This window comes from Streptomyces sp. JB150 (assembly GCF_011193355.1).
Lineage (GTDB): Bacteria > Actinomycetota > Actinomycetes > Streptomycetales > Streptomycetaceae > Streptomyces.
Genome location: NZ_CP049780.1, coordinates 6,540,634 through 6,566,613 on the forward strand (window position 1 = coordinate 6,540,634; position 25,980 = coordinate 6,566,613).

The window sequence follows — 25,980 nt, forward strand, 5'->3', positions numbered from 1 at the left end:
TCGGCATCGGACAGTTCATGGCGACGTATCACGCCACCATGATCCACCATTCAAGATCATTTGAAGACACTGCCTAGGGGAGGTAGCGGGATGACGGAGGTACGGCCGGCGGCGGCCGCCTCGGCTTCCCTGTGGGAGCGCGACCGGGAGATCGACGCCATCCGGCGCGCCGTCGACGCCCTGCGCGAGGACCGCTCGTCCGCCGGCGGCCTGCTGGTCCTCCGCGGCGAGGCCGGTCTCGGCAAGACCGCACTGCTCGCGGAGACCCGCCGCATCGCGGAGGAGCGCGGCTGCACGGTGTGGTCGGCGCGCGGCGGCGAGACCCTGAGGTCCGTGCCGTACAACGTGATACGGCAGCTGCTGCAGCCCGCGCTGGTCACGATGCTGCCCGAGGAGGCGCGCGACTACCTCGGCGACTGGTACGACGTCGCCGGACCCGCCCTCGGCATCGCGGACCCGGGGGAGCGCCAGCCCGACCCGCAGGGCGTGTGCGACGGCCTGGTCGCCGCCGTGCGCCGGCTGGCGCGCCGGGACTGGCCGCTGGTGCTGCTGATCGACGACGCCCACTGGGCCGACCAGGAGACCCTGCGCTGGCTCGCCGCGTTCGCCGAACGGCTGCACGACACGCCCGTACTGCTCGTGGTGGCCCGCCGCCCCGGCGAGGCCACCGGCGCCCGCGCCCGCCACCTCGACGCGATCGCCGACGTGGCCGCGGGCTCCGTCACCACGCTCAGCGCCCTCACCCCGGAAGCCGTGGCCGGACTGACCCGCGCCACCGTCGGCGCGCACGCCGACGGCCCGTTCTGCCGCGAGGTCTGGGCGGTCACCGACGGCAACCCGTACGACACCGTCGAACTCCTCGCCAAGGTGCTCGACAGCGAACTGGAGCCGACCGAGGCCTCCGCCGGGGAGCTGCGCGCCCTCAACCGCTCGGCCCGTGGCGGCGGTCTCGTCGCCCGCCTCGAGGAACTGGGCATCGACGCCACCCGGTTCGCCTGGGCCGCCGCCATCCTCGGCACCGGCATCACCGTCGACCTGGTCGCCAAGCTGACCACCATGAGCGTCGAGCAGGCCGAGCGCTGCGCGGGGCTGCTCACCAGCGCCCGCATCCTCACCGCGCCCGACCCGGCCGGCGGGCCGGCGGCCGACGGCGACCTGGAGTTCGTCCACCCGCTGATCGCCACCGCCGTCTACCACTCCATCCCCGACGCGCTGCGCCGCGCCATGCACGGCATCGCCGCCCGGATCGTCACCGACCTCGGCCTCGGCGCGGCGGCCGCCTCCCGGCACCTGCTCCAGGTCCACCCCGACGACGACGCCGAACTCGTCGACCAGCTGCGCGAGGCCGCCCGGGAACACCTCGCCGTCGGCGCGCCCGACGCGGCCCGCCAGTGCCTGGAACGCGCCCTCCAGGAGCCGCCCCGGCCCGAGGTGCAGGCCCACGTCCACTACGAACTGGGCTGCGCCACCCTGCTCACGGCGCCCGCCAAGACCGTCGACCACCTCCGGACCGCGCTCGCCCTGCCCGGCCTCGACGGCGCCGAACGCGTCGACGCGGTGTTCCGCCTCTCCCAGGCCCTCCTCCACAACGACCAGCTCGAACAGGCCGTGCGCACCGTCGAGGCGGAGGCCGCCCGGCACGAGGAGGGGCCCGCGCGGATGCGGCTGCGGGCCGTGCAGTACATGTGGGAGGGCATCTACGCCGGCGAGGCCGCCACCCCCGGCCGCTCCGAGCGGCTCGCCGAACTCGCCCGCGCCTGCGCCGGCCGCGACAACTCCGAGCGGGCCCTGCTCATCCTGCGCGGCTTCGACGCCATGACGCACGGCGAGAACGCCGAGGAGGTCGTCGAGGTCTGCGACCGCGCCCTCGTCAACGGCCGCCTCGCGCCCGGACTCGGCTGGACCGACACCGAGTGGGGCGTCGAACTGCTGATGATGCTCGGCAGCTCCTACGCCTACACCGACCGCCTCGACCGCGCCGAGAACCTGTTCTCCGAGGCCCTGCGCACCTACACCTCGGCCGGCTGGAGCGGCGGCCACCTCGCCCTCGCCCACGCGTTCCTCGGCCTCGCCTTCCGCCGCCAGGGCCGCCTCAAGGACGCCGAGAAGGTGCTGCGCGAGTCACTGCGGATCGCCGAACGCGTCGGCCGCGGCCTGCCCCTGTACTGGTCGGCGACCTGCGGACTGGTCGACACGCTGCTCGCCCGCGGCCGGGTCGAGGAGGCCTGGACGGTCGCCGAACAGTACGGCTTCGCCCCGCCCTACCCGTCGACCATCGTCCTGCCCGACACCCGCTCCGTGCGCGGCCGGCTGCTGCTCGCCGTGGGCCGCACGGACGAGGGGGTCAACGAGCTGGAGGCCGCCGAGAAGGCCGCCGCCGCGCGCGGCGGACACAACCCGGTCCTCGCGCCCTGGACCGTCGACCTCGCCCGCGCCCTCGCCGTCCGGGACCCCGCCCGCGCGGCCCGGCTCGCCGCCGACGCCCGCCGCCAGGCCGAGCGCTTCGGCACCGACACCGCCATCGGTGAGGCCCTGCGCTGCGCCGCCGCCCTGGAGACCGGCCAGCGCCAGGTCCGCCTCACCGCCCAGGCCGTCACCTACCTGGAAGCCTCCCCCTGCCAGTACGAGCACGCCGCCGCCCGCATCGAACACGGCCTCGCCGCCCGCTCGGCCCAGGAGCTGGACCGCGGCCTGTCCCTGGCCCGCTCGTGCGGCGCGGACGGGCTGGTGACCCAGGCGGAGGAGGCGCTGGCGGCGTTGACGGGGTGACAACGGCCGCCGCCGGCGTACGCCGGGAGGAACAGAACCCGGCGTACAGCCCGACTCGTCCTGTCGCACCCCTCCGGCCCAGGTCAGAGGGGCTGTCCACCCTCCCATTCGGCTGGCCCTGGGCCCGAATCGGGGCCGAATGGGATGGACACACTGTCAAGCCCCGCATCGACGTCATGCGGCCGTGCGGCTGACACCGTCGGTTTGCTGCCGGCTGCCGCGCTGCGCGGGCAGCATGCCGGTCCGCCGGCGCCGAAGAGACCGCTGAAGGTGTCCATCGCCACACCCCGCACAGCCATGGGCGGGTGCGCGTAGGTATCCCACGTCTCGGAGAACTCGGCGTGCCGAGAAAGCGCAAGACGCTGCCGATGGCCCGTCGGCGAACGGTCCGGCGTCGAACTCCGGGCTCAGGATCGCCTGGTTGGTGATGCACCGCCACGCCCGGGAAGAGGGGTGGCGCTCATGGGCTGTCTCTCACAACGGCTGCTTACGGACCGTCGTCCGTTCGTCGGTGCCCGAGATGCGGCCTGTCTTGTGTCGGGCAACAGTGGACGCAGTGCCGATGTGCTGCTGGCCTCGCTGTCCATCGAAAGGAAGTCACGAGATGTCGGAACGCAATACCGTCATACGCAGCCTGCACGACCTGGGGCTGGCCGCATGGTTCGGCGGCTCTTTGATGGGCGCGGTGGGGCTCAACGGAGCGGCACGAGCTGTAGGCGGAACGCAGGTGACCTCCGCGCGGATCGCCAGCTCCGGTTGGGCGAAGTGGGCCCCGGTGAATGCCGCGGCCATCGGCACGCATCTGGTGGGCAGCAGTGGCCTGCTCGCGACGAACGCCGCACGGGTCGCAACCCAGCAGGGAGTGGCCGCCTCCACCGCGGCAAAGACTGTGCTGACCGCGGCCGCCCTGGCGGCCACCGCGTACAGCCGAGTGCTGGGCAAGAAGATCGAGCTGGCGTCCTCCAGCGACCCGGAAGACGCCGAAAAGGCCGAGGAGCACCCGGTCGACACGGACAAAGCGCAGCGGCAGCTCGCCTTCCTGCAGTGGACGATCCCGGCGCTCACAGGCGGCCTGCTCGTCCTCAACGCGCTGCACGGAGAACAACAGCGCCCCGAAGAACAGGCCCGGGGGATCTGGCAGCGGGCCATGAGGACACCGCACATGCCCTCCATGGCGCATATGCCGCCCCTGCCGGACTGGCACCGGACGCAGCACTGACCGACCGCGTCTCTTCGCCCGTCACCGATCAGCAGTTGGCGCAGCGGCCATCAGCGCATCTAGCAACCTCACCCTCGTAATGCCAACAAGCCCCGGAAGGAACGGCAGCAGGCCCACCACCTGCTGCGGAACACGATGGTCTCCGAGGAGATCACCTCACGGCGCATGCGGAGGCCCGGTGGATGACCACCGGGCCCCTCCGTCGGCCTACGGTCCCGCAGTTCGCCGGCCTGAACGCCCTCGTCGCCGAGCCGGGACCGGGCCAGCGCACGGTGGGGGAGCGGGTCGGGCTCGACCAGCGGGTGTCGGACGCGGCGGAGGGACTGCGCAACGCGGGGGAGACGCCGGCGGGCGGACGGTGAGCGGCGCCGGGTCGGTCAGCTCGCCGTACAGTGCGGGAGGCCGCCCGGTTCAGGCCTTCGCGAACACCACCCAGACCTGCCCCTCGGCGAAGTTCACCGGAGCGCCGTCGTTCGTCGTGAACAGCGTCCCCTCCGACGCCGACCCCCGCTTCCACCGCACCTCGTGGACCTTGCCGTCGCGCAGCACCTCCGCCCGGCCGGAGCCCACCGTCTCGGTGAACGGCGTGTTGTTGCCGAGGGAGTCGTAGTAGTCCGACGCGCGCAGCTTCACGTACTGCACGACGACCGTCGCGGGCGCGACCGGCCCCGCGTCGGTGGTGGTGGCGGCCGTGCCGTCCATCGACACCAGCCAGCCGTCCCGCCGCTGCGACCAGGTGAAGGTGAACCGCGCCGCCGGGTACGACACGGTCCGCGCGGCCACCTCCGTGCCGCCGGAGGGCGCGGCGCCGTAGCGGAAGCCGGTGGTCAGCGCGTCCGGGCCGGGCGGTTCGGGCAGCAGGGCGCCGGGGCGCAGATACAGGTTGTGCGGGGCGGGGCGGCCGGTGCCCCGGTAGTAGGCGCCGGGGGTCAGGCCGGGCGGCTCGGCGCGCAGCGGCGCCTGCTCGATCAGCGGCAGCAGCTTGCGCTGCGCGCCGGAGAACGCGAGCGTCGGCCGGTCGAACTGGCCCAGCAGCTCCAGATCGGTCTCCCGGGCGCTGCGCACCGGGCCCACGGCGTGCGGGAACCGGGTGGCGTACACCGCCATCAGCCGGCTCATGCCGCCCTCGACCTGCTCGACGTAGACCACGTCCGCCGCGTTCAGTCCCGTGTGCGGGCGGGCCCGGCGAGCGTTGTCGATCTTCACGGCGAGCACGGAGCCCCGGGCGGTCCTGCTCTCGGGGGAGTCCGTGGCGCCCGGCTCGCGGCCGCGCCCCCGGCCGTCGTCGGCGGGGCCGTCGCCGCCGGTGCACCCGGCGGTCAGGGAGGCCGCCATGGCGACGGCGGCCAGCAGCGCGGCCGTGGCGCCGAGGCGGCCCCGGCGGGTCCTCCGGGGAGCCGCGGCGCGCCTGGGGCACCTCCGCGGGACGGCGGCGGCACCGCGCGGAGCCGGTTCCGTGCCCGCCGCCACTCCGGGGCGGCCCGGAAGGGCACCCCCTGGTACCGCGGCCCCCGCCGCCACCGCTGCTTCGTCGAGGCGGCCCGGAAGGGCCTCTCCCGGCGCCGACGCCGTACTGAGGTGCCCCAGGCGCGTGCCGCCCGGCGCCACCGGCGTCGTGCCGACGTGCCCCAGGAGTGCTCTTCGTGCTGTGCCCACCATCGCCACCCGCCCAGTCCCGTGTTCTCGATTGTGCGCTTATCCGCTGATACATCGCCATACCCGATCACTTCGGCAGTTCCGCCGCCGCTCACGCCGATGGCACGCGCGGAGCGCGCCGAATGCGCCGATCGGCGCAGACCCGTGGTTCGGCGGAGCGCGTCCGGGTACCCGGCCCGCGCCAACGGCAGGACAGGCCCCCGGGGCGCGAGAGAGGGAGCGCGGACGATGAGGGCAGTGACATGGCAGGGCAAGCGGAAGATCAGCGTGGAGAGCGTGCCCGATCCACGGATCGAGGAGCCGACGGACGCGATCATCCGCGTCACCTCCACCGGGCTGTGCGGCTCGGATCTGCACCTGTACGAGGTGCTCACCCCGTTCATGACCCCCGGCGACATCCTCGGCCACGAACCCATGGGCATCGTCGAGGAGGTCGGCGCCGGAGTGCCCGACCTGAAGGCCGGCGACCGGGTCGTGGTCCCGTTCCAGATCGCCTGCGGCAACTGCTGGATGTGCCTGAACGCGCTCCAGACCCAGTGCGAGACCACCCAGGTCAGCTCCGAGGGCATGGGCGCCGCCCTGTTCGGCTACACCCGCCTGTACGGCGCGGTCCCCGGCGGCCAGGCCGAGTACCTGCGGGTCCCGCAGGCGCAGTACGGCCCGATCAAGGTCCCCCAGGGCCCGCCGGACGACCGTTTCGTCTACCTCTCCGATGTGCTGCCCACCGCGTGGCAGGCGGTGGCCTACGCCGACATCCCGCAGGGCGGCAGCGTCGCCGTGCTCGGCCTCGGGCCCATCGGCGACATGGCCTGCCGGGTCGCCCAGGTGCGCGGCGCCGGCCGGGTGTTCGGCGTGGACCTGGTCCCCGAGCGGCTGGAGCGGGCGCGGGCGCGCGGCGTCGAGACGTACGACCTGAAGAGCTTCGACAGCGAGAAGGACTTGGTCGCCGCGATCCGCGACGAGACCGACGGGCGGGGCCCGGACGCCGTGATCGACGCGGTGGGCACCGAGGCGCACGGCAGCGCCGCCGCCAAGCTCACCCAGCAGGCCGCGGCCCTGCTGCCGCGGTCCATCGGCGGCCCGCTGGCGGAGCGCTTCAGCGTGGACCGGCTCGCCGCCCTGTACACCGCGATCGAGCTGGTGCGCCGTGGCGGGACCCTGTCCCTCGTCGGTGTCTACGGCGGCATGGCCGACCCGCTGCCCATGCTGACCCTGTTCGACAAGCAGCTGCAGATCCGCATGGGGCAGGCCAACGTCCGCCGCTGGACCGACGAGATCATCCCGTACCTCACGGACGAGGACCCGCTCGGCGTCGACGACTTCGCCACCCACCGCGTCCCGCTGGACGACGCCCCGCACGCCTACCAGATGTTCCAGCGCAAGCGGGACGGTGCGGTCAAGGTGCTGATGACGCCCTGAGTATCACGGCGCCCCTGCGAGGCGTCACGGCACACGCCTCACCCTTCACACCTCACGCCTCACCGAAGATCTCCGCGAGGTCGTACCGCACCGGCTCCTCCAGCTGGGCGTACGTGCAGCTCTCCGTGGTCCGGTCCGGGCGCCAGCGGCGGAAACGGGCCGTGTGCCGGAAGCGGGCGCCGTTCTCCATGTGGTCGTACGCCACCTCCGCGACCCGCTCGGGGCGCAGCGGCACCCACGACAGGTCCTTCTTGCCCGACCAGCGGCTCGGCGCGCCGGGCAGCCGGGCCGACTCGTGGGCGGCCTCCTCGGCCCACGCCGCCCACGGGTGCCCCGCGACGTCCTCCATGCGCAGCGGTTCAAGCTCCTCCACCAGCAGGGCGCGCTGCCGCATCGGGAACGCGGCACAGACGCCCACGTGCTGGAGCGCGCCCCGGTCGTCGTACAGCCCGAGCAGCAGTGAGCCGACGACCGGGCCGCTCTTGTGGAAGCGGTAGCCGGCCACGACCACGTCCGCGGTCCGCTCGTGCTTGATCTTGTACATGGCGCGCTCGTCCTGGCGGTACCGCAGGGCCCGGGGCTTGGCGATCACCCCGTCCAGTCCGGCCCCCTCGTACTGCTCGAACCACTGCCGCGCCACCTCGATGTCCGTCGTCGCCGGCGCCACGTGCACCGGCGGCGTCGCCTGCGACAGCGCCCTGACCAGCAGCGTGCGCCGGTCCTCCAGCGGCACCTCCAGCAGTGACACGTCGTCCAGGGCCAGCAGGTCGAAGGCGACGAACGAGGACGGCGTCCGCTGCGCCAGCATCCGCACCCGCGAGTCGGCCGGGTGGATCCGCTCGGTGAGCGCGTCGAAGTCCAGCCGCCCCTCCCGCGCGATCACGATCTCCCCGTCCAGCACGCACCGCGCGGGCACCCGTTCCTTGAGCGCCGCCACCAGTTCCGGGAAATACCTGGTCAACGGCTTCCCGGTCCGGCTGCCCAGCTCGACTTCGTCCCCGTCCCGGAACACGATCGCCCGGAACCCGTCCCACTTCGCCTCGTAGTGCATGTCCGGCGGGATCCTCGCCACGGACTTGGCGAGCATCGGCTTCACGGGCGGCATGACCGGCAGATCCATGGTCCGACTCTAGGAGCGCTCCCAGCCGCCCGCCCGTCGAGCGATCCGGCCGGGACCCGCCCCGGAACCGCCGCGTGATCACCCGTACGGGGCAATCACCGCCGAACCCCGGCACACGAGGCCACACCCGAGCACACTGCCCCTCACACACCCGATCACTCAGGAGACCCGCATGGCCACCAACCCGTACTTCGACGCCCCTCTCACCCCGCCGCGGCCCCGCATGTTCCAGCACCCGGCGGCACAGGTGATCTGGACGCTCGTCCCGGTCGTCACCCTGGGCCTGTGTGCCGCGGTGCCCTTCGTCGTCGCGGCGGTCAAGGGTGTGGTGAAACCGTGGCTGGCGGTCCTCTACGTCGTCGGCGAGATCGCCGTCACGGGCCTTGCTCTGGCGATCGACCCGGGCAACGAGAGCGAGAGCCCGCTCGCCGGGTTCCTGCTGATGATCCTGATGATCACGGCCGCCACGCACACGGCGCTGCTCGACAGCGAAAAGGTGAGCGTGGGCAAGTAGCCGGACTCCCCGCGGGGCGACGGTGTCCGGTATGCGGGAAAAGTGCCGCACGCCTACCGTGGCTGCATGGGTGAAGCGGTGGAACTCGACGTGGGTGGGCGGACCGTGCGGCTGACCAACCCGGACAAGGTGTTCTTTCCCGAGCGCGGGTTCACCAAGCTGGACCTCGCCCGGTACTACATCGCCGTCGGCCCCGGGATCCTGCGCGCCCTGCGGGACCGGCCCACCACGCTGGAGCGCTACCCCGACGGGGTGGGCGGTGAGTCGTTCTTCCAGAAGCGGGCACCGAAGAGCATGCCCGACTGGATTCCCACCGCGCACATCACCTTCCCCAGCGGACGCACCGCCGACGAGATGTGCCCGACGGAGGAGGGCGCGGTCGTGTGGGCCGCGCAGTACGGCACCCTCACCTTCCACCCCTGGCCGGTGCGCCGGGACGACGTCGACCGCCCCGACGAACTGCGCATCGACCTCGACCCGCAGCCCGGCACCGACTACGACGACGCGGTGCGCGCCGCCCACGAACTGCGGGCCGTGCTGGAGGAGTTCGGCGGGCTGCGCGGCTTTCCGAAGACCTCCGGCGGGCGCGGACTGCACGTCTTCGTGCCCATCGAGCCCCGCTGGACCTTCACCCAGGTCCGGCGCGCCGCCATCGCCGTCGGACGGGAGATGGAGCGGCGGATGCCGGACCGGGTGACCATCAAGTGGTGGAAGGAGGAGCGCGGCAACCGCATCTTCCTGGACTACAACCAGACCGCCCGCGACCGCACCATCGCCTCCGCCTACTCCGTACGGCCCCGCCCGCACGCCCCCGTCTCGGCGCCGCTGCGCTGGGAGGAGGTCGGCGAGGCCCACCCCCGGGACTTCGACCTCGCGACCATGCCCGCGCGCTTCGCCGAGGCCGGCGACGTGCACGCGGACATGGACGAGCACCGCTACTCCCTCGACGCCCTGCTCGACCTCGCCCGCCGCGACGAACACGACCACGGGCTCGGGGACCTGCCGTACCCGCCCGAGTATCCGAAGATGCCGGGGGAGCCCAAGCGGGTACAGCCGAGCCGGGCGAAGAAGGCCTGAGCCGTCAGGCCTTCTGCCGGTCCGGCCTCCCTCCTCCTAGAGTTCCCTGATCCTGATGTCGCGGTACGAGATCACGTCCGTCGTGCCGTGCACCTGGAGCCCGATGTAGCCGGAGGCGAACCGCCGCCCGTCGGTGCCCGGGTCGTCGGCGCGCGGCGGGCTGAACTCCTGGCCGCCGGTGTTGTCGAACTCGTTGATCAGCACGCCGTTGCGGTAGACCGAGTAGTGCTGGTCCACCACCCGGATCTCGTAGTCGTTCCAGGTGCCCTTCTGGGTGACGCCGGCCCCGGCCAGCCCGACCCGGTCGAAGCCGTAGACCGACCCGGTCTTGTACGTGTCGCCGTCGGGCCGGTCGAGCACCTGCACCTCGTGCCCGTACTTGATGGCGACCCACTCCGGCCGAGGCTCCTCGGGATGGTCGTGGACCCACGGGAACCGCACGAAGACACCGGAGTTGGCGTTGCCGGTGCCCGGCGCGTCGTCCCGCCACTGCAGGCGCAGTGAGAAGTCGCCGTACTTGCGCTGCGGGAACCACAGCATGCCGAGGCCCGCCTTGGTGGTGCCGCTGGTCATCGACCCGTCGGCGTTGAGGGCGAAGGAGCCGCCGCCGACGTGCTGCCAGGCGGCGAACGACTGCGCGCTGCCGTCGAAGATCTTGCGGTACCCGTCGGTCTGGCCCGGCCTGCCGATGCCGGACTGGCGGGCGGCCCGCTGGATCGCGTTGTACTCGCGCTGGTCGACGACCCCTTCGCGCAGCAGCCGGTCGAGGACGGTCTTCACGTGCTTGAGGAACAGCGCGTGCGAGGACCACTCCTTCTCGTCCTCGATCAGCTCGTTGATCCGGCACCGGTTGTTCGTGATCCGGTTCGGCACGCCCGAGTCGACGGTGCCGACGATGACCGTGAGGCGTTCGTCGTACTCGGGGCAGGGCGGGGCCGGCACCTGGCCCGGGACCACGGTGAAGGTCACGGTGCGGGCCGGGGAGGTGTTGCCGGCCTTGTCGGTGGCACGGTAGGCGACGGTGTGCGCCCCGGCCCGGTCGACGATCAGCGGGGCCGTGTAGGCGAGATACGGTCCGCCGTCGAGGGAGTACTCGATCCGGTCGACGCCCGACCCGCCGGCGTCGGTCGCGGTCACCGTGACCGTGGCACGGGTGACGTACGCCCCGTCGGAGTTCAGCGTCCCCTCCACGGTCGCTCCGGTGACCGGCGGCGTGGTGTCCTGCGGCGGCGCGGTGACCACCGTGAACTCGACGCTCTTCTCCGCCGCCACGTTGCCCGCCTTGTCGGTGGCGCGGTAGCGCACGGTGTACGCCCCCGCCTGGTGCACCATCACGGGCGTCGTGTACGGCTGCCACGCGCCGGACGCGCCGAGCGCGTACTCGATGGTGTTCACCCCGGACCCGGTGTCCGAGGCGGTGACGGTGACCGTCGCCATGTCGACATACGCACCGCCGGCATCGCGCTCACCGCTGACCGTCGCCGAGGTCTCCGGCGGCGTGGTGTCGTCCGACGGCGGGGCGACGACGGTGAACTCGGCGCTCTGCTCGGCGGAGACGTTGCCGGCCTTGTCCCAGGCGCGGTAGCGGACGGTGTGGGTGCCGACCTGGTCGACGACGACCGGGGCCGTGTACGGCAGCCAGTCGCCCGACGTGCCGAGCGCGTACTGGACGCGGTCCACGCCCGACCCGCCGGCCTCGTCCGTGGCCCGGACCGTGACGGTCGCCGACCCGACGTACTGCCCCTGCCCGTTGCGCGTCCCGGTCACCTCGGCGGTGGCCTGCGGCGGCGTGGTGTCCGCGCCGCCGCCCTCGGTCACCACGAGGATGCCCTGCATGGAGCCGTGGCCGGGGATCGTGCAGTGGTAGAAGTAGCGGCCCGGGGTCAGGGTGACCTCCGCGGTGTGCCGGCCGCCCATGTCGTCGCCGGGGGTGGCGAGGATGTTCAGCGGCACGTCGCCGTTGAACTCCGGGTCGTTCGTCGCGAACGTCAGGGTGTGCGGCATGCCGGTGGTGTTGCCGGTGGCCGCGCTGTTCTCGAAGACGATCGTCGCCGGGCCCGCCACCGCGGTCGCCGGCGCCGAGGTGTACCGGGTGATGTCGTCACCGGCCGTCCAGGTCAGCACCTGCGCGGCGGCGGGCGCGGCGGACGGTTCGGTCTGGCCGAGCGCCGCCGGGGCCCCCTGCACCCCGAGCATCAGGAGCAGCCCCGCCAGCAGGGCGGCCACCGCTCTTCGTTGACGTCGTACGGTTCTCACGACTGCGACCCCCTCGCGAGCAGGTCGGCGGACGGAGTCGGACCGCCGCCGGTGTACGTCACGCGCCACAGCGCCGACTTGGCGTCCGAGGTGAAGAAGCCGCGGCCGTAGTCGAGCACGTACAGCGCGCCGTCCGGGCCGAACTTCCAGTCCATCAGGTTCCTGATGCCGTCGTTGCCCACGGGGACGATCCTCTTCAGCGACTCGGAGTGCACCGGCAGTCCGCCGTCGCCCTGCGTCCTCGGGTCCATCAGGACGGCGTTGCGGGGCTGGTCGGCGTCGTAGAAGTCGCCGACGAACCACTTGCCGTCCCAGTACGCGGGCCAGGCGACCTCGCTGCCGGGCGTGACGGCGGCGTGCCGGTAGACCGGCCCGTTCATCGCGGCCTGCCCGCCGCCCTTCAGCCACGGCAGCCGGTAGGCGGCCTCCTCCGGCTTGTACGACGGGACTCCGGCGGCGTCGCGCGGGAAGTCGGGGCCGCCGCCCTGCGGGGAGTACCAGATGTTGTTGCCGGTGACGGGCGGCAGGTTGACCAGGCCGTCGTTGTTGGGCGACTCGTTCTTCGGGCGGTCGCAGTCGTACCAGCCGAGCGGCTTGGACGGGTCCGGCAGGTTGCGGTCCCGGTAGGGCTGCTTGTTGCCCATGCAGTACGGCCAGCCGCGGTTGCTCGCCTTGGTGATGACCGCGAACGTGTCGTACTTCGCGGGGCCCCACACCGGGGACGGCGCGGAGGCGTCGGGGCCGACCCAGCCCGCGTAGAGGATGTCGGTGGTCTTGTCGACGAAGATGCGCGCCGGGTTCCTGACGCCCATGACGTAGATCTCACCGCGGGTCTTGCCGCCGCCCTCGTCGGTCTCCCTGCCGGTGAAGAGGTTCCCCTCGGGGATCGTGTACGTCCCGTCGGGCTCGGGGTGGATGCGCAGGATCTTGCCGTTGAGGTTGTTGGTGTTGCCGGCGGTGCGGCGCGCGTCGGCGAAGGACACGCCCTTGTAGTTCGGCTCCGGGTTGTTGCCGGAGTAACCGTCGCTGAAGCGGCTGGAGTTGTTGTCGCCGGTCGCGATGTACAGGTTGCCCTTGGAGTCCCAGGCCATCCCGCCGCCCGCGTGGCAGCAACTGTGGATCTGCACCGGCCACTTGAGCAGCACCTTCTCGCTGCCCAGGTCGAGCTTGTCCGTGTTCCGGTCGAGGGTGAAGCGGGAGACGCGCCGCTCGGCCATCCGGGTCTCGCGGTCGATCCCGGAGTGCGGGGTGTAGTGCAGATACACCCAGCCGTTCTCCTCGAACCGCGGGTCCAGTTCGATGCCGAGCAGGCCCTCCTCGACCTTGACCAGCTCGTCCCCACCGCCCTTGTTGCCGAACACGGTCAGCGCGCCGGCGAGCGTCACCTGCCGGGTCTTCGGGTCGTAGATGTGGATCTCGCCCTTGCCCTTGCCGATGTCGGGGTTGTTCCAGTCGGTGATCACCGGCTGGGAGGAGTCGGCACCGCCGCGCCCGATGTAGAACACCCGTCCGTCGGGGGCGGTGACCAGGCCGTGCGGTTCGCCGATCTGGTCGTTCCGTCCCGGCTGGTTGGGCTTGGTGAGCCGCTCGGCCTTGTAGTTGCCGCTGATCGTCGCCTTGCAGTCGGCCCGCACGAGGCGGGTGGTCCACAGCAGGGCGCCGCGCAGATGCGCGCGGAAGTCGCTCTCGTCGTACGACGACACCGTGCCGCCCATGCCGGTGTAGAAGGAGCGGCCGCCGTCGTAGTCACGGCACCAGCTGACCGGATGGTCCCAGCCGTTGGCGCTCGCTCCGGGCTGGTAGGTGGACTCCCGCACGCGGGCGACCGTGTGCACGTCACCGGAGGGGTTCCTCACCCAGTTGAACCACCGGTCCGGGCGCTTCCACTGCACGGGCAGGTCCTTGGTGGCCGGGTGCCGGCGGTCGCCGACCTCGACCGTCGCGCGCTGGACCGCGGCCGGGCTGGAGGCGGCCGGGCGGGCGCCGATCAGCCCGGTGAACCAGTCCGAGTACGGCTCCGCGCGGGCCGCGTCGTGCAGGCCGACGAAACCGCCGCCCGCCTCCATGTACGCCTCCAGGCCCGCCTCCTGCTCCGGGTCGAGGACGTCGCCGCCCCCGGTGAGGAACACGACGGCGTTGAACCGGCCCAGCCTCGCCTCGTCGGCGAAGACCGCGGCGTCGTCCGTGGCCTCGACCTTGAAGCGCTGGTCCGCGGGACCCGACAGCCCGATCCGCTCGATGGCCTCGATCCCGGCGTTGACGAGGGGCGATTCGCCCCCGGCCGCCGCCGAGCCGTAGAAGATCAGCACCCGTACGTTCGCGCCGCCCGGCGGCGACTTGACGGACATCGTTGTCAGGGACGGCTCCGGTGCCGGGCGCGCGTTCGCGGCGGAGCCGGAGAGCAGCCCGGCCGTGAGGAGACCGGCGGTCAGGGCGGCCGTCGCGACCCGTCTGCCGGTCCGTGCGCCGGGTCGTGCGCCGGTTTGTGAGCCGGTCTGTGTGCCGGTTAATGCGCCGGTCCTCGACCGTCGTCGTTCCCTCGGTCTGTGGTGCGATGTGGACCGCATGTGGCCACCCACCCCTCGTCGGTCACAGCAACAGCGCCAAGGAAGCTAGACCCCTTTGCTCGGTTCGCCAATAGGTATGACCGGAACGAGTTCAACTTTGTCCTGGGTGTGGATAAACGCCGTGAGCCCCGCTACCGTCTCGAATCCCGTACCGGAGTGGGGAGTTCGGCATGGACAGACGTGGGTTCAACCGGCGGGTGCTCCTGGGCGGCGCGGCCGCCGCGACATCGTTGTCCCTGGCGGCGGCGGTCGAGGCCACCGGCGCCGGCGCCGCGGAACCGGTCAGGACCGCGCCGGCCGGCGGCGAGGTGCGACGGCTCCGGCTCTACGCCGAGCGGCTCGCCGACGGGCAGATGGGCTACGGCCTGGAGAAGGGCAAGGCGACGATCCCCGGGCCGCTGATCGAGCTGAACGAGGGCGACACCCTGCACATCGAGTTCGAGAACACCATGGACGTGCCGGTGAGCCTGCACGTCCACGGCCTCGACTACGAGATCTCCAGCGACGGCACCAAGCAGAACAGAAGCGACGTGGAGCCCGGCGGCACCCGCGTCTACACCTGGCGCACCCACGCCCCCGGCCGCCGCAAGGACGGCACCTGGCGGGCGGGCAGCGCGGGTTACTGGCACTACCACGACCATGTCGTCGGCACCGAACACGGCACCGGCGGCATCCGCAAGGGCCTGTACGGGCCGGTGATCGTCCGCCGCAAGGGCGACATCCTGCCGGACCGCACCCACACCATCGTCTTCAACGACATGACCATCAACAACCGGCCCCCGCACACCGGCCCGGACTTCGAGGCGACGGTGGGCGACCGGGTCGAGTTCGTGATGATCACGCACGGCGAGTACTACCACACCTTCCACCTGCACGGTCATCGCTGGGCCGACAACCGCACCGGCATGCTGACCGGCCCCGAGGACCCCAGCCCCGTCATCGACAACAAGATCGTCGGCCCGGCGGACTCCTTCGGCTTCCAGGTGATCGCGGGGGAGGGGGTGGGCGCCGGTGCGTGGATGTACCACTGCCATGTCCAGAGCCACTCCGACATGGGGATGGTGGGACTGTTCCTGGTGAGGAAGACGGACGGCACGATCCCCGGCCACGAACCGCACGAACCGCACCAGCCGCACGAGTCACCGCCGCGTGCGGCGCACGGGCAGCACGAGCACTGACGTCAGCCGATGAGCACGGACGTCAGCCGATGTCCAGGACGGTCCACTCCGTGCCGGGCCGCTCCTGGACGTAGAGCCGCGGGCCGCGGCAGACCAGCCGGCGGCGGCCGAGCCGGCCACCACCGGGACCGAGCAGCCGGCCCTCGGTCACGGGCCGCACCGCCGTGTCCGTGAGACGGCAGTCGACGAGCCGGTCGTGGTCCTCGCCGTAGCCGCCGAACAGCACCGCGCGATCGCCGTGCACGGCGAGGCCCTTGACCCCCCGCACCGGGTTCTTCCGCACCCGGATCGCGTGCCCGGCACCGATCTCCAGCAGCGGGAAGCCCGTGTAGGTGCAGGCCCACGCGGTGTGCCCCGACACGTTCAGCGCGTAGCAGTCGGAGATCCAGTCCGCCCCGCCGACCGGCCGGTACACCCACACGCTCTCGCCCGTGCCGCTCCAGTGGCGCAGGCCGGGCGCGCTGAGCGGATCGTCGCCGTAGACGCCCTCGTCGAAGTAGCCGACCCACAGGTCGCCCGCCGCGTCGGTCAGCAGGTGCTCGATGGCGTCACCGACGCGGAACGTCCACGAAGGGCGGCCCAGCGCGTCGAAGACCCGCACCTGCTCGTGCCCTCCCGGGACCGGCTGTCCGCCACCAGGAAACCGCCGTCGGGGAGGGCGGCGAGGCGCGGGAAGCGGGCAGTCAGGGCACTCAGGTGGGTCTCGTAGGGCCGCCCGTCCCCGACGGTGACCACCACGGCGTCGTACGGCTCACGCTCCGCACCGCGTGGTCTGGCCTCCCCGAGGAGCCAGTGCGCGCGGCCGTCGGCGTCCACCGTGCTGTCCAGGACGGTCAGGTCGTGGTGGCCGCGCGGCAGCCGCGCGTACGGCACGAGCCGTGTCCCGGCAGGGCTGTCAGACATGGGTAGCGCTCGCCGTCATGCCGTGATCATCACCGGCCGGCGTGCGGCGCGGCAAGGGATTTCGCGGTGCCCGCGCCGCCGTCTCGCCGCCCGGCACCCGTGGTTATCCTGATCGGCAACCGCCGAGGAGGAGTCCCGAAGTGACCGAGGGAGCGTCGCGTCCCACGCTGGAGGCCGTGGCCGCGCGGGCGGGCGTGTCGCGGGCCACCGTCTCCCGGGTCGTCAACGGCGGGGAGGGCGTCCGCGAGCCCCTCGTGGAACGGGTCCGGCAGGCTGTGGAGGAACTGGGCTACGTCCCCAACCAGGCGGCCCGCAGCCTGGTGACCAAGCGGCACGACGCGGTCGCCGTCGTCATCGCCGAACCGGAGTCCCGGGTCTTCGCCGACCCCTTCTTCGCGCTGCAACTGCGCGGCATCAGCAAGGAGCTGACCGCCCACGACAACCAGCTGGTGCTGCTGCTCACCGAGGGCCGCGCCGACCACGCCCGCGTCGCCCGCTATCTCGCGGGCGGCCACGTCGACGGCGCGCTGGTGTTCTCGCTGCACCTCGACGACCCGCTGCCCGGCCTGATCCAGGGCGCCGGCGTGCCCACGGTGTTCGGCGGACGGCCCGGCTGGAGCGACGCCACACGGCAGGCCGTGTACGTCGACAGCGACAACCGGGGCGGCGCCCGGCAGGCCGTACGGCACCTCGCCGGCCTCGGCCGCACCCGGATCGCGCACATCACCGGGCCCCTCGACCAGACCTCGGCGGCGGACCGGCTCGACGGCTACCGGGACGTGGTGGGGGACGGCGATCCACGGCTGGTCGTGGAGAGCGACTTCACCCCCGCGGGCGGCGAGCGCGCCATGCGGCAACTCCTCGACCGGGTCCCCGGTCTGGACGCCGTGTTCGCCGCGAACGACCTGACCGCCACGGGTGCGCTGCGCGTGCTGCGGGAACACGGGCGGCGGGTGCCGGAGGACGTCGCCGTGGTGGGCTTCGACGACATGCTGCCGCTGGCCGAGCAGACCGATCCGCCGCTGACGACGGTGCGTCAGCCCATAGAGGAGATGGGCCGGCTGATGGCGCGGCTGCTGCTGCGGCGACTGGACCGCAGGGCGGCGGGCGATGCGCCGGTTGGAGGTGCTGTCTCGGGCGGAGGAGGGGTTTCGGGCGCAGGCGGAGTCTCGGCCGGAGGCCAGGTCTCAGGTGGAGGCGAGGTCTCGGGTGGCGGCGACGTCCCGACCGCAGGTGACGCCTCGGGCGAAGGCAACGTCTCGGTCGGAGGTGACGTCGCGGGCGCACGCGTGGTCCCGGGCGAAGGCGACGTTCCGGCCGGAGTCGTCCTGCCGACGACGCTGGTGCGGCGCGCGTCGGCCTAGCCCCGGCTCATTGCCGCTGCTGCGGCCCCGCTTCCCGCTGCCGGGGCTCCTCCCGCACCAGGGCTCCTCCCGCAACGGGGCTCCTCCTCCCGCTACCGCGGCTCCTCTTCTCCCTGCTGCGGCACGCTTTTGATCACCGCGAAGCGGGCGCCGTACGGGTCCGCCAGCTTGGCGACGCGGCCGACGTCCGGCATGTCGGTGGCGGGCATCCGGACGGTGCCGCCCAGGCGCTCGGCGTCGGCGACGGCGGCGTCCGCGTCCTCGACCTCGAAGTACGGCAGCCAGTAGGGCGGCGCCTCCGCCTCCGTCGGGTCGTCGGACAGCGGCACCATGCCGCCGAACATGGACTCCTCGCCGCCGCCCGCGGGGGTGACCGTGGTGTAGACGCCGCCGGGGAAGGGCACGCCGAACGTCTCCAGACCCAGCACCGCGTGGTAGTACGCGGCGGCGGCCGGCAGGTCCCGCGTGTACAGCTCCACCCAGCACAGCGAGCCGGGCTCGCCCGCCACGTCGATCCCCCTGGTCCGGCCCGGCTGTCAGACGCCGAACGGCACGCCCGCCTTGTCGGTGAGGAGCGCCATGCGGCCCTGGTCCAGCACGTCCATGGGCCGCAGGAGCACCCCGCCGTGCGCCTGCTCGGCCGCCTCGACCGTGGCCTGTGCGTCGAGGGTCTGGAAGTACACGGTCCAGGAGGGCGGGCCCTGCTCCGGGGTGGTCCGCATACCGCCGGCCACCGTCCTGCCGTCCAGCTGGAAGAAGCCGTAGCCGCCGGCCTCGGGTCCCGCCGAGCGGAAGCGCCAGCCGAAGAGTCCGCCGTAGAAGGAGACGGCGCCGTCGAGGTCGGGGGCACCGACGTCGACCCAGTTGGGAGCGCCGCTGACGAAACGGGTGGTGAGCATCCTCGCCCTCCTCAGAAGGGACTCGTTGCCTGCTCTGCCGAGTCTCGCACCGCCCACTGACAATCGCGCTCTTGCCGTCTCCGCGCGCCGCCGTGCACCGGGCACGCGCAGCGCGGCATCATCGGGGCGGCCACACCCCCGGAGCACCGCGTTGATCCGTCGTTGATCGAACGTTTTGCGGTCTCCGGCAGCCTCGGTGGCATGCACCTCGAAACGATCACGCCGGATTCCGCCACCTGGCAGGCACAGGCCCTGTGCGCGCAGACCGGGGCGGACTTCTTCTTCCCCGAGCCCGGCAGCTCGGTGCGTGAGGCGAAGCGCATCTGCGGCATGTGCGAGATGCGCGCCGCCTGCCTCGAGTACGCCCTCACCCACGACGAACGCTTCGGCGTGTGGGGCGGCCTGTCCGAGAAGGAACGCCTCCGGCTGCGCCGCACCTCGCACTGAGCCGGTGCGCGCGCCGGGGCCGTCCGCGCGGTGGCCCGGAGGGAGCCTCACCCGCGCGGACCCGGCCATGCCGGGCTCAGGCGCCCGCGCGGGCCGCCATGCGGGCCTTGCGGGCCGCCAGCTTCTCGTCGAACTTCGAGGCCTCCGCGTCGAGGCCGTTCAGGTAGAGGCCGAGTTCCTCCTGGGCCTGCCGGCCCTCGGGGCCGAGGCCGTCGATCTCCATGACCTTCAGGAACCGCAGCACGGGCTGCAGCACGTCGTCGTGGTGGATCCGCAGGTTGTAGATCTCGCCGATGGCCATCTGGGCGGCGGCCCGCTCGAAGCCGGGGATGCCGTGTCCGGGCATCCGGAAGTTCACGACCACGTCCCGCACCGCCTGCATCGTCAGGTCGGGGGCCAGTTCGAAGGCCGCCTTGAGCAGGTTCCGGTAGAAGACCATGTGCAGGTTCTCGTCGGTCGCGATGCGCGCCAGCATCCGGTCGCACACCGGGTCGCCGGACTGGAAACCGGTGTTGCGGTGGGAGATGCGGGTCGCGAGCTCCTGGAAGGCCACGTAGGCGATCGAGTGCAGCATCGAGTGCCGGTTGTCGGACTCGAAGCCCTCGCTCATGTGGGCCATCCGGAACTGCTCCAGCTTGTCCGGGTCCACCGCGCGGGAGGTGAGCAGGTAGTCCCGCATCACGATGCCGTGCCGGCCCTCCTCGGCGGTCCAGCGGTGCACCCAGGTGCCCCACGCGCCGTCCCGGCCGAAGAGGGTGGCGATCTCGTGGTGGTAGCTGGGCAGGTTGTCCTCGGTCAGCAGGTTCACCACCAGCGCGATCCGGCCGACCTCGGTGACCTTGGACTGCTCCTTGTCCCAGGCCTCGCCGTCCTCGAAGAAGCCGGGGAAGTTGCGGCCGTCCGACCACGGCACGTACTCGTGCGGCATCCAGTCCTTGGCGACCTTCAGATGCCGGTTGAGCTCCTTCTCGACCACTTCCTCCAGTGCGTACAGCAGCCGGGCGTCGGTCCAGACGGAGGGGCTGCCGAGGTGGGGGGAGGCGATCGTCACGGGTACTCCAGGGGGACGAGCTGTCAATACAGGTGCCCCGGCGAGCGGCGCCGGGAACCTACGGGATCGTAGGCTACGAATCCGTAGGTTACGAAGCCGTAGGTTAAGATCGCCGTAAAGACCGCTGCTCAGGACCACTTCCCAAGGGAACCCCCGGTATGCGGGAAAGCCCCGGGACCCGCTGGTCCCGGGGCATGACGGGCGCATCGGCCGCTCGGTCAGGCGTACAGGTCCCGCAGCCGCACCGAGAGACATGTCACACAGCCCTCGAGCTTCTCGAACTCGCCGATGTCCACCACGACCGGCTCGTAGCCGAGGTCCGCGAACAGCTCCGCCGTCTTCGGCGCGCTGGCCGCCATCAGCAGCTTGTGACCGCCGAGCAGCACCACGTGGGACCCGGACCTCTCCGGCACGTGCAGGAAGCGCCCGAACAGCGACGGCGTGTCCATCAGCGGGATGTGCCCGATCACCGTTCCGTCGGGCAGCGCCGTCACCGCGGACTTCAGGTGCAGCACCTTGCTCACCGGCACGGACACCACCCGCGCGCCCAGCGGCTCGAACGCGGCCCGCAGCTGCTGCACGCCGACCGCGTTGGTACGCCCGCCCCGGCCGACGTAGATGGTGTCGCCGATCTTCAGGACGTCGCCGCCGTCCAGCGTGCCGGGCTCCCAGATCCAGTTCACCGAGCAGCCCAGGCTCGCCACGGTCTCCTCCACGGCGACGGTCTCGGCGCGGCGGGACTGCGCGCCGGGCCGGGTGATCAGAGCGACGTTCTTGTACATGACCACGGTGTCCTCCACGAACACCGAGTCGGGGCAGTCGTCGGCCGGATCGACCTCGACGGTCTCCCAGCCGTGGGTGCGCAGCGCCTCGACGTACGCCTCCCACTGCTTCACCGCGCGGTCGACATCGACCTCCGTACGTGCGACGTGCGTGACGAGGCCTTCGGCCAGGCGGGGGCTCGGGCGGCGGATGAGGGCCTTCTTGCTGGGCACGGGGGTCTCCGTATCGGATGGGTGTTTCCGGTCGTGGCCGGAACCCGTCGGGTTGCCGGCGCACATCATGCAGGCCCATTGTCGGAGAGGACAGCGCCGATCCACGCGCACGGGGTCGCGCCCGCCGCCGCACCGCGAGACCTTCACGCCGTCCCCACCAGGGGGGACGCTTCCGCCCGACCGCCCGACCGCCCTCCTGCCGCCCGGCCCGGCCGCCGCGTCTCACCCGGCGCCCGTCACCCGCCGCAGATGCTCGGCCGTGAACGACCCCTCGGCGGCCAGCAGGTCGCGCGGGGTTCCCTCGAACACGACCCGCCCGCCGTCCCGGCCGCCGTCCGGGCCGAGGTCGACCACCCAGTCGGCGTGGGCCACCACGTCCAGGTTGTGCTCGACGACCACGACGGTGTTGCCCGCGTCGACCAGCCGGTCCAGCAGCGCCAGCAGCCCGTCGACGTCCGACATGTGCAGCCCGGTCGTCGGCTCGTCCAGGACGTACACCGCGCCGGTGCGGTGCAGCCGGGTCGCCAGTTTGATCCGCTGCCGCTCGCCGCCGGAGAGCGTCGACAGGGGCTGGCCGAGGGTCAGATAGGTGAGCCCCACGTCGCGCAGGGCGCGCAGCCGCCGCCGTACGCCGGAGTCGTCGAAGAAGTCCAGCGCCTGCTCGGCGGTCATCTCCAGGACGTCCGCGACGGAGCGCCCGCGGACCGTCAGCCGCAGCACGTCCTCCCGGAACCGCCGCCCCTCGCACGCGTGGCACGCGGTCGTCACCGGGTCCATGAAGGCGAGGTCCGTGTAGATGACCCCGCGGCCCTCGCAGGTGTCGCACGCGCCCGCCGAGTTGAAGCTGAACAGGCCCGCGTCGGCGCCCGTCTCCCGGGCGAAGATCCGCCGTACGGTGTCCATCACCCCCAGGTAGGTGGCGGGCGTCGACCGCGCGGAGATGCCGATGGACGACTGGTCCACGACGACGGCCTCCGGATGCGCCCCGGTCAGCTCCGCGACCAGCGTGCTCTTCCCCGACCCGGCGACCCCGGTCACCGCGGTCAGCACCCCGGCCGGGAAACACACGGTGACATCCCGCAGGTTGTGCCGGTCGGCGCCCTTGACCCACAGTTCGCCGCTCGCCGCGCGGGTGCGCTCCTTCAGCCGCGTACGGCGTCCCAGGCACCGCCCGGTCAGCGTCCCGGACCGGGCCAGCTCGCGCGGAGTCCCCTCGAACACCACGCGGCCGCCGTCGGCGCCCGCGCGGGGACCCATGTCGACGACGTGGTCGGCGAGCGCGATGACGTCCGGGTCGTGCTCCACGACCAGCACCGTGTTGCCCTTGTCGCGCAGCCGCAGCAGCAGATCGCCGAGCCGGCCGACGTCGCGCGGGTGCAGTCCGACGCTCGGCTCGTCGAAGATGTACGTCATCCCGGTCAGGCTGGAGCCCAGGTGCCGTACGGTCTTCAGCCGCTGCCCCTCGCCGCCGGAGAGCGTGGCGGTCTCCCGGTCGAGGCTGAGATAGCCGAGGCCGATCGCCTCGATGCGCTCCAGAGCGGCCACCGCGGCGCCCGCGATCGGCCGGGCCACCGGGTCGCCGATCTCCCGCAGGACCCCGATCAGATCGCTGACCTGCATCCGCGTGCAGTCGGCGATGGACAGCCCGTTGATCCGGGTGGCGAGCGCGGCGGCGTTCAGCCGCGCCCCGCGGCACTGCGGGCAGGTGTCCTCCACCAGGAAGCGCGCGACGACGTCGCGGGTCTTCTGGCTGAGCGCGGACAGGTCCCGCTTCAGGTACAGCCGTTCGAACTTGTCGGCGAGGCCCTCGTAGTCATGGGCCCAGGAGCCGCCGGAACCGTCGATGACGACCTTCGTACCCCGCCCGCGCAGCAGGAACTCCCGCTCCGCGTCGGTGAACTCACCGACCGGCTTGTGCACGTCCAGGTCGGTGGTGTTGGTGTACGTCTGCCCCTGCCAGGTGCCCACCGCGAACGGCGGGAACAGGATCGCCCCGCCCGCCAGCGACCGCGCGGGGTCGATGATGCGGTCCCACGCGGGCTGCACGGTCCGCCCGAGGCCGTCGCAGCGCGGGCACATGCCCGACGGGTCGTTGAACGAGTACGCCGTCGCGGGACCCGCGCTGGGCGTGCCGTGCCGGGAGAACAGCACCCGCAGCACCGAGTAGACGTCGGTCATGGTGCCGACCGTGGACCGTGAGTGGCCCCCGACCGGCCGCTGGTCGACGACGATCGCGGGCGACAGGTCACGCAGCGCCTCCGCCTGCGGCTGCTCGTACTTGGGCAGCCGGTTGCGCACGAACCAGCTGAACGTCTCGTTCAGCTGGCGCTGCGACTCGACCGCGATCGTGTCGAACACGACCGACGACTTCCCCGATCCCGAAACGCCGGTGAACACGGTCAGCCGGCCCTTCGGGATGCGCAGGGTGACGTCCTTGAGGTTGTTCTCCCGGGCTCCGACGATGCTGATGAACTCGCTCATGCCCCCGAAGCTAGGCGGGATACCCGACAGCTTCTGGCGTGATTTCCGAGAGTTCCCCGTCCAGCATCAGCCACCGGGTGATGCCGATGGACTCCAGGAACGGCAGGTCGTGGCTGGCCACGATCAGCGCCCCCTCGTACGACTCCAGGGCCGTGACGAGCTGGCGTACGCTCGCCATGTCCAGGTTGTTCGTCGGCTCGTCCAGCAGCAGCAGCTGCGGCGCCGGCTCCGCCAGCATCAGCGCGGCCAGCGCCGCCCGGAAGCGCTCGCCGCCGGACAGGGTGGCCGCCTTCTGGTCGGCCCGCGCCCCCCGGAACAGGAACCGCGCCAGTCGCGCCCGGATCCGGTTGTTGGTGGCGCCCGGCGCGAACCGGGCCACGTTCTCGGCGACGGTCAGCTCGCCGTCGAGGACGTCCAGGCGCTGCGGCAGGAACCGCAGCGGGACGTGCGCCGCCACGATGCCCGACACCGGTGCCAGCTCGCCCACGACGGTCCGCAGCAGCGTCGTCTTGCCCGCGCCGTTGCGGCCGATCAGCGCGATCCGCTCCGGCCCCCGCACATCCAGACCCGCCACGCGCGCGCCGTACGCCAGTTCCAGCTCGCGCAGGGTGAGCACCTCGCGGCCCGGCGGCACGGCGGTGTACGGCAGGTCGACGCGGATCTCGTCGTCGTCCCGCACGGCCTCCACCGCCTCGTCGAGCCGTTCCCTGGCCTCGGCGAGCTTCTCCTCGTGCATGATGCGGTGCTTGCCCGCCGAGATCTGGGCCTGCCGCTTGCGCTCGCTCATGATGATCTTGGGCTCGCGCTTGTTGTCCCACATCTTCTGCCCGTACCGCTTGCGGCGGGCCAGTTTGACCTGGGCGTCGGCCAGTTCCCGCTTCTGCTTGCGCAGGTCGGCCTCGGCGACCCGCACCATGCGCTCGGCGGCCTCCTGTTCGACGGCGAGCGCCTCCTCGTACGCCGAGTAGTTGCCGCCGTACCAGCTGATCTGTCCGGAGCGCAGATCGGCGATCTGCTCGACGCGTTCGAGGAGTTCGCGGTCGTGGCTGACCACGACCATCACGCCGGGCCAGGACTCGACGGCCGCGTACAGCCGCCGCCGCGCGTACAGGTCGAGGTTGTTCGTCGGCTCGTCCAGCAGCAGCACGTCCGGGCGGCGCAGCAGCAGCGCGGCCAGCCGCAGCAGCACCGACTCGCCGCCGGACACCTCGCCCGTGGTGCGGTCCAGGTCGATGTGGCCGAGGCCGAGTTCGCCGAGGGTGGCCAGGGCGCGCTCCTCGACGTCCCAGTCGTCGCCGACCGTCTCGAAGTGCTCCTCGGAGGCGTCGCCGGCCTCGATGGCGTGCAGGGCGGCCCGCCGTTCGGCGATGCCCAGTACCTGGTCGACGCGCAGGCTGGTGTCCAGCGTGACGTTCTGCGGGAGATAGCCGACCTCGCCCGCGATCCGCACGGCGCCGTCGGTCGGGGTCAGCTCTCCGGCGATCAGCTTCAACAGGGTGGACTTCCCGGACCCGTTGACGCCGACGAGTCCGGTGCGGCCGGGGCCGAAGGAGGCGTCGAGGCCGTCGAAGACGGCGGTGCCGTCGGGCCAGGTGAAGGACAGGGAGGTGCAGGTCAGGAAAGTATGCACAAGGGCCTCGCGGTTGCGTGATGCGGTCAGGGGCAACGCGTGTCGAGACACCGGGGGCGGCGACCGTCGGAGGGGTCCGTGAGGGCGGCAGCATCCGGAAGGGGAACCGGGAAGGCCCTGTTCATGCCGTGAGAACGGCGGGGACGGCTCGACTGCCGAGGTCGCACGCGACGCACACACCTGTGGTGTGTGACGCGGTGTCTCAGGACCTCAGAGGAGCAACGTCCTTCTCCAATCGACGGCAACAGAACGCTGTACACCGTACGAGCGGCCGTCGGAGGGTGTCAACGCATTAACCGGCCACCCGCGTGCGTGCCCCGCGCCGCGGGGGAGCTGCCGGGCGCGGTGCGGCGAGGTGCGGGGGCGCGAGGGGCGGGGGCGGCGGCTTGAGGGCGGAGGCGGCGAGGGCGCGGGGGCTGAGGTGCGGGCCGGGTG

At 72.2% G+C, this 25,980-nt stretch carries 17 protein-coding genes and 3 pseudogenes; 9 read left to right on the forward strand and 11 right to left on the reverse strand.

The genetic code is table 11. The annotated features are described in order from the left end of the window. Positions 1-90: 90 nt before the first annotated feature. The 3 genes and pseudogenes from G7Z13_RS29795 to G7Z13_RS29810 form a co-directional block, all read left to right on the forward strand. The gene (locus tag G7Z13_RS29795; protein ID WP_166003397.1) at positions 91-2,769 is read left to right on the forward strand and encodes a tetratricopeptide repeat protein; all 2,679 of its coding nucleotides are present in this window, start codon (positions 91-93) and stop codon (positions 2,767-2,769) included. A 604-nt stretch (positions 2,770-3,373) separates the two neighbouring features. Further along, a complete protein-coding gene (locus G7Z13_RS29805; protein WP_166003399.1) occupies positions 3,374-3,988 on the forward strand; it encodes a hypothetical protein in 615 nt (204 codons plus the stop codon). 105 nt (positions 3,989-4,093) lie between these two features. Next, positions 4,094-4,287, forward strand: a pseudogene (locus tag G7Z13_RS29810) (hypothetical protein); the annotation flags it as partial. Between the two features lie 112 nt (positions 4,288-4,399). Here the strand turns inward: G7Z13_RS29810 and G7Z13_RS29815 are convergent. After that, positions 4,400-5,323 (reverse strand): DUF3048 domain-containing protein, encoded by a 924-nt coding sequence (locus G7Z13_RS29815; protein WP_166003401.1) that lies wholly within the window; start codon positions 5,321-5,323, stop codon positions 4,400-4,402. Positions 5,324-5,872: 549 nt separating this feature from the next. Between G7Z13_RS29815 and G7Z13_RS29820 the strand changes: the two genes are divergently transcribed. Further along, a complete protein-coding gene (locus G7Z13_RS29820) occupies positions 5,873-7,063 on the forward strand; it encodes a zinc-dependent alcohol dehydrogenase (protein WP_166003403.1) in 1,191 nt (396 codons plus the stop codon). A 52-nt stretch (positions 7,064-7,115) separates the two neighbouring features. Here G7Z13_RS29820 and G7Z13_RS29825 read toward each other — a convergent pair whose 3' ends face one another. Then, the gene (locus tag G7Z13_RS29825) at positions 7,116-8,183 is read right to left on the reverse strand and encodes an ATP-dependent DNA ligase (RefSeq protein ID WP_166003405.1); all 1,068 of its coding nucleotides are present in this window, start codon (positions 8,181-8,183) and stop codon (positions 7,116-7,118) included. A gap of 172 nt (positions 8,184-8,355) precedes the next feature. Between G7Z13_RS29825 and G7Z13_RS29830 the strand changes: the two genes are divergently transcribed. Continuing rightward, the gene (locus G7Z13_RS29830) at positions 8,356-8,697 is read left to right on the forward strand and encodes a hypothetical protein (protein WP_166003407.1); all 342 of its coding nucleotides are present in this window, start codon (positions 8,356-8,358) and stop codon (positions 8,695-8,697) included. Positions 8,698-8,763: 66 nt separating this feature from the next. Next, positions 8,764-9,774: a non-homologous end-joining DNA ligase gene (ligD, locus tag G7Z13_RS29835; RefSeq protein ID WP_166003409.1), complete on the forward strand. Its 1,011-nt coding sequence runs from the start codon at positions 8,764-8,766 to the stop codon at positions 9,772-9,774. A 36-nt stretch (positions 9,775-9,810) separates the two neighbouring features. Here the strand turns inward: ligD and G7Z13_RS29840 are convergent, their stop codons facing one another. Together G7Z13_RS29840 and G7Z13_RS29845 are read right to left on the reverse strand one after the other, a co-directional pair. Beyond that, positions 9,811-11,970, reverse strand: coding sequence for a family 16 glycoside hydrolase (locus G7Z13_RS29840; protein WP_166005435.1), 2,160 nt, complete (start codon positions 11,968-11,970; stop codon positions 9,811-9,813). 56 nt (positions 11,971-12,026) lie between these two features. Then, complete coding sequence (locus G7Z13_RS29845; RefSeq protein ID WP_346768009.1) at positions 12,027-14,462, reverse strand: ThuA domain-containing protein; 2,436 nt, start codon at positions 14,460-14,462, stop codon at positions 12,027-12,029. Between the two features lie 305 nt (positions 14,463-14,767). On the opposite strand from G7Z13_RS29845, the gene G7Z13_RS29850 reads away from it, so the two are divergent. After that, positions 14,768-15,775, forward strand: a complete 1,008-nt coding sequence (locus G7Z13_RS29850; protein WP_166003413.1) for a multicopper oxidase domain-containing protein — start codon at positions 14,768-14,770, stop codon at positions 15,773-15,775. A 22-nt stretch (positions 15,776-15,797) separates the two neighbouring features. Here the strand turns inward: G7Z13_RS29850 and G7Z13_RS29855 are convergent, their stop codons facing one another. Next, on the reverse strand, positions 15,798-16,376 hold the full coding sequence (locus G7Z13_RS29855) for a hypothetical protein (RefSeq protein ID WP_240926388.1): 579 nt from the start codon (positions 16,374-16,376) through the stop codon (positions 15,798-15,800). Beyond that, on the reverse strand, positions 16,304-16,678 hold the full coding sequence (locus G7Z13_RS33900) for a hypothetical protein (protein WP_240926389.1): 375 nt from the start codon (positions 16,676-16,678) through the stop codon (positions 16,304-16,306). Before G7Z13_RS33900 ends, G7Z13_RS29855 begins: the two co-directional genes overlap by 73 nt. A 140-nt stretch (positions 16,679-16,818) precedes the next feature. Between G7Z13_RS33900 and G7Z13_RS29860 the strand changes: the two are divergent. Beyond that, a pseudogene (locus G7Z13_RS29860) lies at positions 16,819-17,772 on the forward strand (LacI family DNA-binding transcriptional regulator); the annotation flags it as partial. A 362-nt stretch (positions 17,773-18,134) separates the two neighbouring features. On the opposite strand, the pseudogene G7Z13_RS29865 reads toward G7Z13_RS29860, so the two are convergent. Then, positions 18,135-18,941: pseudogene (locus G7Z13_RS29865) on the reverse strand (VOC family protein). A gap of 201 nt (positions 18,942-19,142) precedes the next feature. On the opposite strand from G7Z13_RS29865, the gene G7Z13_RS29870 reads away from it, so the two are divergent. Beyond that, positions 19,143-19,388, forward strand: a complete 246-nt coding sequence (locus G7Z13_RS29870) for a WhiB family transcriptional regulator (protein ID WP_206313167.1) — start codon at positions 19,143-19,145, stop codon at positions 19,386-19,388. Between the two features lie 76 nt (positions 19,389-19,464). Here G7Z13_RS29870 and G7Z13_RS29875 read toward each other — a convergent pair whose 3' ends face one another. The 4 genes from G7Z13_RS29875 to G7Z13_RS29890 form a co-directional block, all read right to left on the reverse strand. Next, positions 19,465-20,439: an acyl-ACP desaturase gene (locus G7Z13_RS29875; protein WP_166003418.1), complete on the reverse strand. Its 975-nt coding sequence runs from the start codon at positions 20,437-20,439 to the stop codon at positions 19,465-19,467. A gap of 218 nt (positions 20,440-20,657) precedes the next feature. Then, positions 20,658-21,434, reverse strand: a complete 777-nt coding sequence (gene ddaH / locus G7Z13_RS29880) for a dimethylargininase (RefSeq protein ID WP_166003419.1) — start codon at positions 21,432-21,434, stop codon at positions 20,658-20,660. A 222-nt stretch (positions 21,435-21,656) separates the two neighbouring features. Further along, on the reverse strand, positions 21,657-23,915 hold the full coding sequence (locus tag G7Z13_RS29885; RefSeq protein ID WP_166003421.1) for an excinuclease ABC subunit UvrA: 2,259 nt from the start codon (positions 23,913-23,915) through the stop codon (positions 21,657-21,659). Positions 23,916-23,925: 10 nt separating this feature from the next. Next, the gene (locus G7Z13_RS29890; protein ID WP_166003423.1) at positions 23,926-25,545 is read right to left on the reverse strand and encodes an ABC-F family ATP-binding cassette domain-containing protein; all 1,620 of its coding nucleotides are present in this window, start codon (positions 25,543-25,545) and stop codon (positions 23,926-23,928) included. Between the last annotated feature and the right edge of the window lie 435 nt (positions 25,546-25,980).

Excerpts from the sequence above, each read along its gene's own strand:
- G7Z13_RS29830 (WP_166003407.1), top strand. The coding sequence starts at position 8,356 with ATGGCCACCAACCCGTACTTCGACGCCCCTCTCACCCCGCCGCGGCCC.
- G7Z13_RS29850 (WP_166003413.1), top strand. The coding sequence starts at position 14,768 with ATGGACAGACGTGGGTTCAACCGGCGGGTGCTCCTGGGCGGCGCGGCC.
- G7Z13_RS29795 (WP_166003397.1), top strand. The coding sequence starts at position 91 with ATGACGGAGGTACGGCCGGCGGCGGCCGCCTCGGCTTCCCTGTGGGAG.
- G7Z13_RS29840 (WP_166005435.1), bottom strand. The coding sequence starts at position 11,970 with ATGCTCGGGGTGCAGGGGGCCCCGGCGGCGCTCGGCCAGACCGAACCG.
- G7Z13_RS29820 (WP_166003403.1), top strand. The coding sequence starts at position 5,873 with ATGAGGGCAGTGACATGGCAGGGCAAGCGGAAGATCAGCGTGGAGAGC.
- G7Z13_RS29805 (WP_166003399.1), top strand. The coding sequence starts at position 3,374 with ATGTCGGAACGCAATACCGTCATACGCAGCCTGCACGACCTGGGGCTG.
- G7Z13_RS29815 (WP_166003401.1), bottom strand. The coding sequence starts at position 5,323 with ATGGCGGCCTCCCTGACCGCCGGGTGCACCGGCGGCGACGGCCCCGCC.
- G7Z13_RS29870 (WP_206313167.1), top strand. The coding sequence starts at position 19,143 with ATGCACCTCGAAACGATCACGCCGGATTCCGCCACCTGGCAGGCACAG.
- G7Z13_RS29825 (WP_166003405.1), bottom strand. The coding sequence starts at position 8,183 with ATGGATCTGCCGGTCATGCCGCCCGTGAAGCCGATGCTCGCCAAGTCC.
- G7Z13_RS29885 (WP_166003421.1), bottom strand. The coding sequence starts at position 23,915 with ATGAGCGAGTTCATCAGCATCGTCGGAGCCCGGGAGAACAACCTCAAG.
- ligD (WP_166003409.1), top strand. The coding sequence starts at position 8,764 with ATGGGTGAAGCGGTGGAACTCGACGTGGGTGGGCGGACCGTGCGGCTG.
- G7Z13_RS33900 (WP_240926389.1), bottom strand. The coding sequence starts at position 16,678 with ATGTCTGACAGCCCTGCCGGGACACGGCTCGTGCCGTACGCGCGGCTG.